Below are 12,719 nucleotides of genomic sequence, written 5' to 3' on the forward strand. Positions count from 1 at the left end.
TTCTCCTTGAGATTCTCGGTTGTGCCGCGGGTGCCGGACGGCACTCGCGCCTGACGCCCCGGTGCGCCTTGCCCACGAGGGACCGAGGGGCGCTGACACCGGCTTTTCAGACCTGGTGTCGGGGCGTGCGAAGTCGACCCGGTGACCCGGATCGCCACAAGAAGTGTACGGGACCCGCGGGGCGGCAGGTGACGCCACCGCCTCTGACCGGCGAGGCCGTATGTGCCGGGTCGGTGACGCCGTCGGCCTCGGCCGGGAGACGGGCGCCGACCTCGTTCGGGTGACGGCGTTCTCCACAACCGGTCGGCCGTCCACAGATCCGGTCCATGATCCCCGCGGATCCGCCCGGCGAGGGACGGTTCTCACATGTCTCACCTGCGCCTGGAACTGTTGCTGCCGACCTTGGCGGCCCTGCTCGCGACCGTCCTGCCCCCGTCACCCTTCACTCCCGCCCCCGTCGCCGTCCCCACTCCCGTCCCCGCTCCTGTTCCCGCGGTGGCGACGACGTGGCCGGTGGGCGCCCGCCCGCCGGTCGTGCGCGGCTGGGCTCCTCCCGCCACCGACTACGGCGCGGGTCACCGGGGTGTGGATCTCGCCGCCCCCGTGGGCTCCGCGGTGCGGGCGGTGGCCCGGGGCCGCGTCTCGTTCGCGGGCCGGGTGGCGGGGCGCGGCGTGGTCGCGGTGGAGCTGACCGGCAGCGGGGACCCGCCCCTGCGCACGACGTACGAACCGGTGCGGACGACCCTGAAGAAGGGCGACAAGGTCACGGCGGGCGCCCCGCTCGGCTTCCTGGAGCCCCCGACGGGCCACTGCCCGGCGAGCTGCCTGCACTGGGGCCTGCGCAGGGCCGAGACCTATCTGAACCCCATGGCGCTGCTCCCGCCGTGGCTGCTGCGCCCCGGCCCCGCGCGGCTGCTTCCCGCGCACGGACCGCTTCCGCCGTGGCCTCCGCCGAGGGGTCCGTACGGAGGAGGGGTCAGCCCCGGACCCCTCGCAGCGCCATGGCCACGGCCGCTTCGGTGATGGCGTCGGGCCGCTCGGCCGCCCCGAGCTCAATGCGCCGCACCGCGGCGTCGACAATGCCCTGCAACAGCATCGCCGCCATCCGGGGCTGCTCGTGGCCCAGCTCGTCGAGCGCCTCGACGATCATCGCGATGAGACCGCCGTGCGCGGCGCGGATCTTCTCGCGCGCCCCCGCGTCGAGCTCACTCGCGGAGATGGCGACCACGGCCCGGTGCCGCCGGTCCCCCACCAGGGCCAGCTGCCGCCGCACGTACGCCTCGACCTTGCCCTCGGCGGACTCCGCGCCCTCCATCGCCGCCGAGACCTCGGCCGCCCAGACGGGGAAGTCGACCTCGCACAGCTCTTCCACCACGGCCGCCCGCGACCTGAAGTACTCGTACACGGAGGACCGGGCGAGCCCGGTGCGCTCGGCGAGTGCGGGGAAGGTCAGCGCCTCCGTACCGCCTTCGGACAGCAGGGACCGCGCGGCGTCCAGCAGGGCGCCGCGCTGCATCGACCGGTGCTCGGCCACTGAGGCCGCTCGAATCCTTGGCACAGCTCCACTTTACGGACGGGACGCCGCGCACGGGAGCGGCTGCCGCGCTCGCGCCGCCGGGCAGGGACGATTCAGCGCCCTCAGCGTCCAAAACTCGCCAGCTTCGCCCGCAGCTGGAGCACGGACTTCGTGTGGATCTGGCTCACGCGGCTCTCCGTCACACCGAGTACGTTGCCGATCTCGGCGAGCGTGAGGCCCTCGTAGTAGTAGAGCGTGACGACGGTCTTCTCGCGCTCCGGGAGCGTGTTGATCGCCCGCGCCAGCAGCCTGCGCAGCTCCCGGTCCTCCGCGACCTCCACGGGATTGTCGGCCGCGTGGTCCTCAAGCGTGTCCATCAAGCTGAGCCGGTCGCCGCCGTCGCCTCCCACGTGCAGCAGCTCTTCGAGCGCCACCACGTTCGCCAGCGACAACTGGCTGAAAACCGCGTGCAGTTCCTCCAGCGCGATCCCCATCTCCGCGGCGACCTCGCCCTCCGAGGGGGTGCGCCGCAGCTGCGCCTCCAGCGTGGCGTAGGCCCGCTCGACGTTGCGCGCCTTCTGCCGCACCGACCGGGGGATCCAGTCGAGCGCCCGCAGCTCGTCGATCATCGCCCCGCGGATGCGCGTGATGGCGTAGGTCTCGAACTTGATGGACCGCTCGATGTCGAACTTCTCGATCGCGTCGATGAGCCCGAAGACCCCGGACGAGACGAAGTCGGCCTGCTCGACGTTGGGCGGCAGGCCCACGCTGACCCGGCCCGCTACATACTTCACCAGCGGCGAGTAGTGCAGGATCAGCTGCTCCCGCAGCCGTCCGTCGCCCGTCTCCTTGTACGACCGCCACAACTCGTCCAGCGACGAGGGCGCGGGGGGCCGCTCCTGCTCGCCGCTACGGGCGGCGGGGGGAACCGCTGCCCGGTCGGACCCTGAGGTGTGCTGGGGCATTCGTCGCCTTGAGCCGTTCTGCCGTGAACTGGTGAGGTCGTGCGAGCCGGGGAGGTCGCGTGCGTCGGGGAGGTCGTGCGAGCCGGTGGGATCGCCGGTGGCGCTCGCGCCGGAGCGTTGGAGTGCGTGCGTGGAATGAATGAGTTCGTCCGTCTGGTTGCCTGTCCGTGTCGGAATCCTTGTGAGCGTAGCGTGACTGAAGTGTCGCAGTGAGCGAAGAGTAGGGGATCGCGCGTGCGCAGATACGTTCCGCTGGACACCTCTGGGAGTCGGATTCGTCGCGCTGCGTGACGGCGTCGACGCGCCAACTCCGCGAATTCCCAAGGTCGTCGGGGGTCATCCGTCCGGCGGAACACGCTCGGTCACGATTCACCTCCATCGGGGACGACCGACTCAAACGCCTGGCGTGTCAACTGCCAGCCATCGCCGTGTCGTTCGACGAACCCCAACGACTGAAGCTCGTACAGTCGCCCGATCGCGTCGTCCTCGGTCGTCCCGGCGCCGAGCGCCACGTCCCGCGCCCCGGCGCACCCCCGCGCGGGCAGCGCGGCCAGAACGCGCCGCACCCCGGAAGCGAGCAGGTCACGCGGCACGACGGGCCCTCGGCGGGCCGGCGCGAGCTCCCCCATGTCCCCGACCAGTTCGACGACTTCGGCGGCATCGGTGACGAGGACGCCGTCACCCCTCAGCAGTTCGTGCACACCGGCCGAGAGACCGCTGGTCGCGGGCCCGGGCACCCCCATGGTGAAGCGCCCCAACTCCTGGGCGCTGCGGGCCGTGGCGAGCGCGCCGCTGCGGTGGGCGGCCTCGACCACCACGGTCCCGCGGGTCAGCGCCGCGATCACCCTGTTCCGCAGGATGAACCGGCTGGGCGTCGGATGATCGCCCGGCGGCAACTCGCCGATGACGAGGCCCTGTTCCGCGATCCGCCCGATCAGCTCGGCGTGCCCACGTGGATAGGGCCGGTCGACCCCGCAGGCGAGCACGGCCACGGTTGCACCGCCGGCCCCGAGCGCCCCTCGGTGTGCGGCGCCGTCCACGCCGTACGCCCCTCCGGAGATCACGACCCAGCCGCGCTCCGCGAGCCCCGCGGCGAGGCCGGCCGCCATGTGCGCGCCGTACTCCGTGCAGGCCCGCGCGCCGACCACCGCCACCGACCGCAGCGCCCATATCCGCAGGGACGGCCGCCCCCGCACCCAGAGCCCGAGCGGGCGCGCGTCGCCCAGATCGTCCAGAGTCACCGGCCACTCCGCGTCGCCCGGACACACGAACCTGCCCCCGGCCTCCCGCACCACCTCCAGATCCCGCTCCGGCCGCACCCTGGCCGCCCGCGCCCGCAGTCCCTCCCACCGCCGCCGGGTCGCCCCCGGCAACCGCTCCCGCTCATCCCCTCCGCCGAGCCGCCGCAGCACCTCCCCGGCCCCGACCTCGCGCAGCCACCGCCCACCGACGGCGTCCCCCGGCTCCAGCACCCTGGTCAGGGCGACCCTGGCGAGCCGCTCCCCCTCCGGGGGCGGGCCGGCCGTCACGCCGGCGCCCCGATCGCCGTCGGCACGCCGCGGGAGATGCCCGTGCGCAGTTGCAGCGCCAGGGCGACGTCCTGGGCGAGGGGCCGGTCGTGGCCCGCCAGGTCCGCGACGGTCCAGGCCACGCGCAGGACGCGGTCCAGGCCACGGGCGGTCAGGAAGCCCCGCTCCAGATCCCCTTCGGCCGCGTCCAGCGCGCCGAGGGCGGCGGGCCAGCGGGTGCGCAGCGCGTGCCCGGGGACCTCGCTGTTGGTGCGCCACCCGGTGCCCGCCAGCCTGGCGGCCGCCCTCTCCCGGGCGGTGCGCACCCGGTCGGCGACGGTCCGCGTGGACTCCCCGCGTGTGCCGTACCCGGCAAGTTCGGACCGGGTGACGGGTTCCACCTGGACCTTCAGGTCGACCCGGTCGAGCAGCGGGCCCGAGAGGCGGGCCTGATAGCGGCGGATGACGGACGCCGGGCATTCGCAGCCGTCGCCCAGCAAGGTGTGCCGACCGCAGGGACAGGGGTTGGCCGCGAGCACCATCAGGAACCTCGCCGGGAGCCGCACCACCCCCGCACTGCGGGCGATCACCACGTGCCCCGATTCGAGGGGCTGCCGCAAGGAGTCCAGTGTCTGGCTGCTGAACTCCGGCGCCTCGTCGAGAAAAAGCACTCCGCGGTGGGCGAGGGAGACCGCGCCCGGCCGTGCGATGCCCTTGCCGCCGCCCACGAGGGACTGCATGGTCGCGGAGTGGTGGGGCGCGCAGTACGGCGCGGTGTCCACCAGGGGCCTGCCCGGGGGCAGCATGCCCGCCACCGAGTGGACCGCCGTGACCTCCAGGGACTCCTCCCTGGTCAGCGGGGGCAGGACGGCGGGCAGCCGCTCCGCGAGCATGGTCTTACCCGCGCCCGGCGGGCCTTGCAGGAAGAGGTGGTGGGCGCCTGCCGCGGCCACCTCGACGGCGGTTCTCGCCGCCGCCTGTCCGACGACGTCGGCCAGGTCCAGGCCGTGGGTGTCGTCCAGGGGGCCGCCGAGGCCCGTGCCGACGCCGGTGCCGGGCACGCAGAGCCCCGCGAGCAGCGGGTCGGGCCGCCCCGGCTCGTCCGGCTCCTCCTCCGGCACGGGCTCGTCGGTCAGCACCGCGATGAGCTGTCGCAGGCTGCGCACTCCGAGGACCGAGACGCCCGGGACCAGCGAGGCCTCGGCCGCCGTGCACTCCGGCACGACCACCTGCTCATACCCCGCGTCGGCCGCCGCGAGGACCGCGGGCAGCACCCCGAGGACCGGTCGCACCCGGCCGTCGAGCCCGAGCTCACCGATCATCACGATGTCGGCGAGGACCCTCGGGTCGATCCGCTCGGCCGCCCCGAGGACCGCACAAGCGACAGCCAGATCGAATCCGCTGCCGCACTTCGGCACCGACGCCGGGCTCAGTCCGACCGTGAGCTTCTTCTGGGGCCACTCCCCGCCCGAGTTGACCACAGCCGCCCGGACCCGGTCTCGGCTCTCGGTGAGGCTCTTGTCCGGCAGGCCCACCAGCGTGAACGCCGCGACCCCCGGCTCCAGATCGGCCTGCACCTCGACGACCACGCCCTCGACGCCGACCAGCGCCACCGAACACGTACGCGCGAAGCCCATCAGGCCACCCCCCGCGCGTGCTCGACCACGGGAACGCCGCGCTGTGGGATCAGCACACCGACCAGATCGATGCGGACTCCGCCGGGTGGTGGGCCGCCGCGCTCCTCGATCCAGCGCTCGGCGAGCCTGCGCAGTCGCTCCGCCTTGATCCGGTCCACGGCCGCCATCGGATGCTCGAACGGCGTGGAGCCGGGCCGGCCCGCCCTGCGCGTCTTGACCTCGCAGACGACGAGGGCGTCGCCGTCCATGGCCACGATGTCGATCTCACCGGTCCTGCCCGCGCGCCAGTTGCGCTCCAGGACCGTCATCCCTGACTCGACCAGCCGCCGCGCGGCCAGATCTTCGCCGTACCTGCCGATTGCCTTCCGTGCGTTCATGTCGGCACCACCTCCGGCACCCACGGTCACGGATCAGGCCGCACCTATTGGATCTTGGTGCACAACCCGGCGATTGTGGAGAACTCCGCCACCCCCGCGAGTGAACCGTGCCGCACCGGCCGTGGCGCCTCAGCTGCCCGGCAGTTCGAGATCGCTCTTGTTGAGCTCCTCGATGTTCACGTCTTTGAACGTGAGGACCCGCACCTGCTTCACGAACCGAGCCGGCCGGTACATGTCCCACACCCAGGCGTCCGCCATGGACACCTCGAAGAAGACCTCGCCCTGGACCGAGTGCACCTGCATCTCGTAGTCATTGGTGAGGTAGAAACGCCGCTCGGTCTCGATCACGTATTTGAACAGACCGACGACGTCGCGGTACTCCCGGTAGAGCTTCAGCTCCATCTCGGTCTCGTACTTCTCGAGGTCCTCGGCGCTCATGGCATGTTCCCCTTCAGCCGTGCGTCCCCCTATTGTGCGTCAGCCCCGCGAGCCCCTACACGATTTCCGTGTCGAGGATCTCGGGCCTGTCCGGGGGCCCCTCGTCGAGCAGTCTGCGCAACAGCCCGGCGAGTCTGGTCGGGTACACCGTCTCATGCGCCTCGGTCAGTTCACGGCACGTCCACCAACGTGCTCCGGCGACACTGCGCCTTTCCAGCTCCGTGAGGCCCTCGGCGACGGTCGCGGTCTGCGACGTACGCGCCAGGTAGTACCACTCGTCCTGGTCCCAGCGCCGCCCGGCGAACGGGAACGAGCACAGGCGCCGCCACAGCACCGGGCCGAGCTCGACGGCCGTGATGCCGGTCTCCTCCCGCAGCTCGCGCAGCGCCGCCTGCTCCCGCGTCTCGTCGCCCTCGACCCCGCCGCCCGGCGTGAACCACCAGTCGTCCGCCGGATCTCCGGGCTCATGGCCGTGGAGCAGCAGGATGCGGTCGTCCGGATCGAGCAGGACCACCCGCGCCACCCGGCGCGGCGGCCGCCCCGACAGGGACGGCGCCTCAGCCGACACTCGCGGCCTCCCGAGCACTGTCGCTGCCGCGTCGGCGGCCCATGAGCCTGGCCACCGGCCCGTACGCCGCGCCGCCCAGGACGAGGACCATGCCTGCCACGACGGCGATCACCAGCATGCGCAGCGGTCCGGGCTCCGAGATGCCGCCCGGCAGGTCCGCGAAGCCCTCGGGCCGTGCCAGCATGCCGTACCTGTCCGTCGGCCAGGCCACCGCGTCGACCCGCGCCTGCACGGCGTCGCGCGGCACCGACCCGTTCTGCCCGTCGTCCAGGTGGACGGTGGAGTCCAGGGAGCCGCTGCGCTCGTCGCCGAGCAGGAACAGGCGGCCCTTGGGAACCGTCGTGGTGGGGATGCCGGAGGCGGCGAACTTGTCCTTGGGGAGATACGGTTCTGCGATCTCCTTGCCGTTGACGGTCAGCTTGCCGTTCTCGCAGCAGGCGATCCGGTCGCCTCCTATGCCGACGACACGCTTGACCATCGGCAGGTCGCCCCAGCTCTTCTGCTTGAAGACGACGACGTCACCGCGGCGCACCTCGTCGCCGTCGATGCGCTGTGCGAGCACGCGGTCGCCCGAGCCGATGGTCGGCGCCATCGAGCCGGTGGGGACGGTGTACGGCTGGTACAGGACGGCGCCCCAGACGAAGCCGCCGAGGAAGAGCACACAGCCGAGGGCCACGGCGGTGCCCGACAGCGTGCTGCCGAGCCGTCCGCGGCCCTCGTCCGTGCGTTGCGTCCTGCTCATCCCAGTGCTCCCCCGTCTCGGAGACGACCCCGCCGCCCGTGCGTACGGACGGCGGAAGATCAGCGATCTGGGACGGCACCCTACCCGGCGGTACTGCCGCCAGAAACCCTCGCGGCCCGGGCTGCGGCCACCGTGAGCCGCCGTCGGCGCCACAGCACGAGCGGCACGGCACCCGCGAGTCCGAGGGCGCCCGGCGCCGCACCGGCGAGCGCGTTGATGCCCGGCTGGTCGAAGGTGTCGGGCTTGGGCAGCGTGGCCCAGCGGGTGGGCGGCCAGGCGATGACGATGGCGCGGCCCACGACATTGTCCACGGGGACGGCGCCGCCGCCGGGCTGGTTCTGGTGGTAGCGGGAGTCCAGCGAGTTCTGCCGGTGGTCACCCATGACCCAGATTTTGCCCTTGGGCACGGTCTTCTTGAACTGGCCGCCCTGGTCGTCGACGCTGCACGGGGTGTTGCCCGCGAAGACGTACGGCTCGTTCAGCGCCTTGCCGTTGACCTTCACCGGGCCTGTGCCCTTGCACTCCACGGTGTCGCCGCCGACCGCGATGACGCGCTTGATGAGGTCCTTCTCGTCGGCGGAGGGCATCAGGCCGACCCAGCCGAGGACCCGCTGGATCGCGTTCGGGTCGGGGGTGGGCTCGCCGTCCAGCCAGTGGCCGGGGTCCCTGAAGACGACGACCTCGCCGCGCTCGGGCTCGGAGCCGAACCACGGCGTCAGCTTGTCGACGAGAACGCGGTCCCCTTGCTGCAGCGTGTTCTGCATCGAGTCCGAGGGGATCGAGAACGCCTGGACCAGGAAGGTCTTGATGAGCAGCGCCAGGACCAGCGCGATGCCGATGAGGAGCGGCAGCTCCTTCCAGAAGGAGCGGGGCTTCTTCGGCTGCTTGGTGCCCTGTCCGCTCGTCGCCCCCTCACCGCCGTCGCCGCCGCCGTCGACGGCGTCATTCCCAGGGGCCGCACCGTCCGCGACGGCGTCGACGCCCGGCTCGTCGGATCGTCCCGGCCGCTCTTCGGGCCCCTCGTGTCCGGATCGTGCGCCGACCGCCAAATCCCCCACATCCACTCCTCAGTCCGTGCCGCCGCCTGCCCCAGATGCGATGCAGGCCCACCACTCCCATAACGAGCGGGAGTTCCGCAGGGGTCGGGAGCCGGATCAATCCGTATCGATCGCCGGGGGCCACCCTATGCGACGCTCCTGTGGCCCTGTCCGATCCCGCACGCGCGTCGGGAACCGACGCATATGTCTCCGGCTTCTCCAGTTTGCGCCAATGGCCGAAGGGCCAGGCGATGACGACGGCGCGTCCGACCACCTCGTCCTCGGAGATGGTGCCGCTGAACTTCTCGGAGCGGTGGAAACGCGAGTCGGCGGAGTCGCTCCGGTGGTCGCCCATCATGAAGAGGCGTCCTTCGGGGACCTTCACCTCGAACTCGAAGGCCGACGGCTTGTCCCCCGGGTGGATGTACGGCTCGTCCAACGGCATCCCGTTGACCGTCACCTTGTCGTTCTTGTCACAGCACTTCACGGTGTCGCCGCCGACGCCGACCACCCGCTTGATCAGGTCCCGCTCGCTGTCGGAGGGCAGCAGCCCGATCTGGGTCAGCCCTTCCTTGACCTGCTTGACGACCACCGGGTCGTCCTTCTTCTTGCCCTGTTCCTCTTCCAGCCAGTTTCCGGGGTCCTTGAAGACGACGACTTCGCCGCGCTCCGGCTTCGAGCCGAACCAGGGGGTGAGCTTGTCGACCAGGACCCGGTCGCCGATCCGGATGGTCTGCTCCATGGAGCCGGACGGGATGACGAAGGCCTGCACCAGGAACGTCTTCAGGACGAGGGCTATCAGCAGCGCCACGCCTATGAGGAGGGGTATCTCCTTGATGGCCGAACGCTGTCTGCGCCGCTTGACCTTCTTCGCGAGCTTCCGCCGCTCCGCCCGGCCCGGCAGTACGGGCCCTTCGGTCGGCCGGGACCCGGTGGGGAGCCTGGTGTCGGCGTGGTGGCCGGCGGCCCGTGTCCGCCCGCGGCTACCCATGCGCGCCGCCGGGTGCGGGCACGCGCGCGTAGCTGTCGGGGCGCTTCAGGGACGCCCAGCGGCCGATCGGCCAGACGATCCAGTCGGCCCTGCCGATGACCGCGTCGACGGGGATCATGCCGCCGCCGGGCTGCCCGAGGTGGTCGCGGGAGTCACGGGAGTCACTGCGGTGGTCGCCGAGGAGGAAGAGGCTGTCCTCGGGGACGACGACGTCGAAGGGCACCTTGGAGGCGGCGTCCCCGGGGTACAGGTACGGCTCGTCGACGGGCTCGCCGTTCACCTTGATCCTCCCCCGCTTGTCGCAGCAGACCACCCGGTCTCCCCCGGTGCCCACGACCCGCTTGATGTAGTCGGCATCTCCGAAGTAACCGCTGCCGTCGAAGACGACCGCGTCACCCCGCTGCGGCTCGGAACCGAAACGGTACGCCAACTTGTTGACGAGCACCCGGTCCCCGGAGCGGAACGCGGGCTGCATGGAGCCGCTCGGGATCTGGAAGGGCTGCACGACGAAGGTGCTGACCAGGAGGAGGGCTGCCGCGCACAGCAGGAACGTCAGCGTGAGCCGGCCGCCCGGCAGCCACTCGACGAATGACGCAAAAACGGAGCGCGACCGTTCCTCCGTCTCCTCGGATGCTTCGGCGACGTGCGGGACGTCTCCGGAATCGGAGGGTGTGGAGGAGCGGTCGCGCTCCGTGTGCTGTGCTTCGGTGTCCATCGGGGCCAGATGCTATCCGGCCCCGCCGCGGACCCGCGCGGGAGCTCAGCTCTCGCGCTTCTCCTTGATCTTCGCGGCCTTGCCGCGCAGGTCACGGAGGTAGTACAGCTTCGCGCGACGCACGTCACCGCGGGTGATGAGCTCGATCTTCTCGACGATCGGGGTGTGCACCGGGAAGGTGCGCTCGACGCCCACGGAGAAGGAGACCTTGCGGACCGTGAAGGTCTCGCGCACGCCGGCACCCTGGCGGCGGATGACTACGCCCTTGAACTGCTGCACACGGGAGCGGTTGCCCTCGATGACGCGGACGTGGACGTTGACGGTGTCACCCGGGCGGAAGGCCGGGATGTCGCTGCGCAGCGACGCGCTGTCGACGGAGTCGAGCAGGTTAGCCATGATCGTCTGCTTTCTTCACTGATGCCACAGGTCATCAGCGGAACGTGGTGATGAGGATTCGGTAGCTGATCGCGTCGGGCGGGCGTCATTCCCCCTGTGGCAGGGGCGCACGCTGGACGTACAGCAGCGGCCTATTCTTCCACGGCCTCGGGGTCTCGCCCAAATCGGCCGTCGGGCCCCGGCCGCCACCCCAGGATCGAGAGCATCTCGCGGTCCTTCTTGTCGAAGGCGGCGGGGTCGCAGCGCTCGATGAGATCGGGCCTGTTGCGGGTGGTGCGCCGGAGCGCCTCGTCCCGCCGCCAGCGGGCGATCTTGCCGTGGTGGCCGCTGAGCAGGACGTCGGGGATGCCGTGCCCGCGCCACTGGGGAGGCTTGGTGTACACCGGGCCCTCCAGGAGGTTGGCCATGGCTCCGGGGGCGAAGGAGTCGTCCTGGTGGGACTCGGCGTTGCCGAGGACGCCGGGCAGGAGCCTGGCCACCGCCTCGGTGACGACCAGGACGGCGGCTTCCCCGCCCGCGAGGACGTAGTCGCCGATGGAGACCTCGTAGACGGGCATGCGGGTCGCGTACTCGTCGGTGACGCGGCGGTCGATGCCTTCGTAGCGCGCGGGTGTGAAGACCAGCCAGGGGCGCTCGGAGAGCTCCACGGCGAGTTCCTGCGTGAAGGGGCGGCCGCTGGGCGTGGGGACGACCAGGACGGGCCCGTGGGCCCCCGCCTCGTACCCGTCCGCGAGCACGTCGTCGAGGGCCGCGCCCCAGGGGTCGGTCTTCATGACCATGCCGGGGCCGCCGCCGTAGGGGGTGTCGTCGACCGTGTTGTGCCGGTCGTACGTCCACTCCCTCAGGTCGTGCACCTGGACGTCGAGCTGTCCACGCGCGCGTGCCTTGCCCACGAGGGAGACGTTGAGCGGTTCCAGGTACTCGGGAAAGATCGTGACGACGTCGATCCGCATTACGCCTCGTCCCGGGTGGAGGCGATCTCGGCGCGGTCGTCGATGAGGCCGGGGGGCGGGGCGATGACCGCCCGCTGCTCCTCCAGGTCGATCTCGACGACGATCTCCTCGACGAAGGGGATCATCACCTCGCTGCCGTCGGGCCGCTCCACGATGAACAGGTCCTGCGAGGGCAGGTGCGAGATCTCGGTGATGCGGCCGACCTCGGTGCCGTCCTCCAGGACGACGTCGAGGTCCATGAGCTGGTGGTCGTAGAACTCGTCCTCTTCCTCGGGGAGCTCCGTGGGGTCCACCTCGGCGATCAGGAGGGTGTTGCGCAGGGCTTCGGCACCGGTGCGGTCGCGCACGCCCTCGAAGCGCAGCAGGAGACGGCCGCTGTGCACCCGGCCGGACTCGATGGTCAGCGGGCCGGCGGAGGCGGGGTCCGTGGCGAGTACGGCGCCGGGGCCGAGCCGCAGCTCCGGCTCGTCGGTGCGGACCTCGACGGTGACCTCACCCTTGATGCCGTGCGCACGGCCGATGCGGGCGACTACCAACTGCACTGCTTTTCTCCTCGTTCACGACTACGGGCCGGGGAAGGCCCTGAAGCCCTCCCCGGCCCGAGCCGGTGCTGCTGTGGTTCTACGAACCCGGTTCAGCGAACCTGGTCCACGTCGACGAGGTCGACGCGGACACCGCGGCCGCCGATGGCGCCCACGACCGTGCGCAGAGCGCGTGCGGTACGGCCGTTGCGGCCGATCACCTTGCCGAGGTCGTCGGGGTGGACCCGGACCTCGAGAACGCGTCCACGGCGCAGGTTGCGCGAGGCCACCTGCACGTCGTCGGGGTTGTCGACGATGCCCTTCACGAGGTGCTCGAGAGCCTCCTCGAGCATGC

The 12,719-nt window shown here is 71.5% G+C and carries 16 protein-coding genes; 1 reads left to right on the forward strand and 15 read right to left on the reverse strand.

The genetic code is table 11. The features are described 5' to 3' along the window. The first annotated feature begins 366 nt into the window (after window positions 1-366). A complete protein-coding gene (locus ACZ4Z4_RS34575) occupies window positions 367-1,023 on the forward strand; it encodes a M23 family metallopeptidase (protein ID WP_468336515.1) in 657 nt (218 codons plus the stop codon). On the opposite strand, the gene ACZ4Z4_RS34580 is transcribed toward ACZ4Z4_RS34575, so the two are convergent. From ACZ4Z4_RS34580 to ACZ4Z4_RS34650, 15 genes are all read right to left on the reverse strand, one after another. Further along, window positions 977-1,534 carry a TetR/AcrR family transcriptional regulator gene (locus tag ACZ4Z4_RS34580; RefSeq protein WP_362994267.1) on the reverse strand — a complete coding sequence of 186 codons (558 nt, stop codon included), beginning with the start codon at window positions 1,532-1,534 and terminating at the stop codon, window positions 977-979. The genes ACZ4Z4_RS34575 and ACZ4Z4_RS34580 overlap by 47 nt on opposite strands. 104 nt (window positions 1,535-1,638) lie before the next feature. Further along, window positions 1,639-2,481, reverse strand: coding sequence for an RNA polymerase sigma factor WhiG (gene whiG, locus ACZ4Z4_RS34585; RefSeq protein WP_362994207.1), 843 nt, complete (start codon window positions 2,479-2,481; stop codon window positions 1,639-1,641). Between the two features lie 362 nt (window positions 2,482-2,843). After that, entirely contained in the window at window positions 2,844-4,010 is a 1,167-nt protein-coding gene (gene dprA / locus ACZ4Z4_RS34590) for a DNA-processing protein DprA (protein WP_468336518.1), read from the reverse strand. Then, a complete protein-coding gene (locus ACZ4Z4_RS34595; protein ID WP_468336521.1) occupies window positions 4,007-5,626 on the reverse strand; it encodes a YifB family Mg chelatase-like AAA ATPase in 1,620 nt (539 codons plus the stop codon). The genes dprA and ACZ4Z4_RS34595 overlap by 4 nt, the downstream gene beginning before the upstream one ends. Next, window positions 5,626-6,033, reverse strand: coding sequence for a YraN family protein (locus ACZ4Z4_RS34600; protein WP_468336524.1), 408 nt, complete (start codon window positions 6,031-6,033; stop codon window positions 5,626-5,628). Before ACZ4Z4_RS34600 ends, ACZ4Z4_RS34595 begins: the two co-directional genes overlap by 1 nt. 99 nt (window positions 6,034-6,132) lie before the next feature. After that, window positions 6,133-6,441: a DUF2469 domain-containing protein gene (locus tag ACZ4Z4_RS34605; RefSeq protein WP_005311352.1), complete on the reverse strand. Its 309-nt coding sequence runs from the start codon at window positions 6,439-6,441 to the stop codon at window positions 6,133-6,135. Window positions 6,442-6,496: 55 nt separating this feature from the next. After that, a complete protein-coding gene (locus ACZ4Z4_RS34610) occupies window positions 6,497-7,009 on the reverse strand; it encodes an NUDIX hydrolase (protein ID WP_468336527.1) in 513 nt (170 codons plus the stop codon). Then, window positions 6,999-7,751: a signal peptidase I gene (gene lepB / locus ACZ4Z4_RS34615; RefSeq protein WP_468336530.1), complete on the reverse strand. Its 753-nt coding sequence runs from the start codon at window positions 7,749-7,751 to the stop codon at window positions 6,999-7,001. The genes ACZ4Z4_RS34610 and lepB (ACZ4Z4_RS34615) overlap by 11 nt, the downstream gene beginning before the upstream one ends. 80 nt (window positions 7,752-7,831) lie before the next feature. Beyond that, complete coding sequence (gene lepB / locus ACZ4Z4_RS34620; protein ID WP_468336532.1) at window positions 7,832-8,809, reverse strand: signal peptidase I; 978 nt, start codon at window positions 8,807-8,809, stop codon at window positions 7,832-7,834. After that, on the reverse strand, window positions 8,694-9,779 hold the full coding sequence (gene lepB, locus ACZ4Z4_RS34625; protein WP_468336535.1) for a signal peptidase I: 1,086 nt from the start codon (window positions 9,777-9,779) through the stop codon (window positions 8,694-8,696). The genes lepB (ACZ4Z4_RS34620) and lepB (ACZ4Z4_RS34625) overlap by 116 nt, the downstream gene beginning before the upstream one ends. Then, window positions 9,772-10,494, reverse strand: a complete 723-nt coding sequence (gene lepB, locus ACZ4Z4_RS34630; protein WP_468336537.1) for a signal peptidase I — start codon at window positions 10,492-10,494, stop codon at window positions 9,772-9,774. Before lepB (ACZ4Z4_RS34630) ends, lepB (ACZ4Z4_RS34625) begins: the two co-directional genes overlap by 8 nt. Window positions 10,495-10,539: 45 nt before the next feature. Next, the gene (rplS, locus tag ACZ4Z4_RS34635) at window positions 10,540-10,890 is read right to left on the reverse strand and encodes a 50S ribosomal protein L19 (protein ID WP_150172712.1); all 351 of its coding nucleotides are present in this window, start codon (window positions 10,888-10,890) and stop codon (window positions 10,540-10,542) included. A 131-nt stretch (window positions 10,891-11,021) separates the two neighbouring features. Beyond that, window positions 11,022-11,843: a tRNA (guanosine(37)-N1)-methyltransferase TrmD gene (trmD, locus tag ACZ4Z4_RS34640; RefSeq protein ID WP_468336540.1), complete on the reverse strand. Its 822-nt coding sequence runs from the start codon at window positions 11,841-11,843 to the stop codon at window positions 11,022-11,024. Then, complete coding sequence (gene rimM / locus ACZ4Z4_RS34645; protein ID WP_468336543.1) at window positions 11,843-12,385, reverse strand: ribosome maturation factor RimM; 543 nt, start codon at window positions 12,383-12,385, stop codon at window positions 11,843-11,845. Before rimM ends, trmD begins: the two co-directional genes overlap by 1 nt. Window positions 12,386-12,477: 92 nt before the next feature. Then, window positions 12,478-12,717 (reverse strand): RNA-binding protein, encoded by a 240-nt coding sequence (locus ACZ4Z4_RS34650; protein WP_014176063.1) that lies wholly within the window; start codon window positions 12,715-12,717, stop codon window positions 12,478-12,480. Window positions 12,718-12,719: the final 2 nt, after the last annotated feature.

Source organism: Streptomyces sp. NPDC030245 (assembly GCF_055572995.1).

Excerpts from the sequence above, each read along its gene's own strand:
- ACZ4Z4_RS34575 (WP_468336515.1), top strand. The coding sequence starts at position 367 with ATGTCTCACCTGCGCCTGGAACTGTTGCTGCCGACCTTGGCGGCCCTG.
- whiG (WP_362994207.1), bottom strand. The coding sequence starts at position 2,481 with ATGCCCCAGCACACCTCAGGGTCCGACCGGGCAGCGGTTCCCCCCGCC.
- ACZ4Z4_RS34595 (WP_468336521.1), bottom strand. The coding sequence starts at position 5,626 with ATGGGCTTCGCGCGTACGTGTTCGGTGGCGCTGGTCGGCGTCGAGGGC.
- ACZ4Z4_RS34605 (WP_005311352.1), bottom strand. The coding sequence starts at position 6,441 with ATGAGCGCCGAGGACCTCGAGAAGTACGAGACCGAGATGGAGCTGAAG.
- lepB (WP_468336530.1), bottom strand. The coding sequence starts at position 7,751 with ATGAGCAGGACGCAACGCACGGACGAGGGCCGCGGACGGCTCGGCAGC.
- lepB (WP_468336535.1), bottom strand. The coding sequence starts at position 9,779 with ATGGGTAGCCGCGGGCGGACACGGGCCGCCGGCCACCACGCCGACACC.
- lepB (WP_468336537.1), bottom strand. The coding sequence starts at position 10,494 with ATGGACACCGAAGCACAGCACACGGAGCGCGACCGCTCCTCCACACCC.
- rplS (WP_150172712.1), bottom strand. The coding sequence starts at position 10,890 with ATGGCTAACCTGCTCGACTCCGTCGACAGCGCGTCGCTGCGCAGCGAC.
- trmD (WP_468336540.1), bottom strand. The coding sequence starts at position 11,843 with ATGCGGATCGACGTCGTCACGATCTTTCCCGAGTACCTGGAACCGCTC.
- ACZ4Z4_RS34650 (WP_014176063.1), bottom strand. The coding sequence starts at position 12,717 with ATGCTCGAGGAGGCTCTCGAGCACCTCGTGAAGGGCATCGTCGACAAC.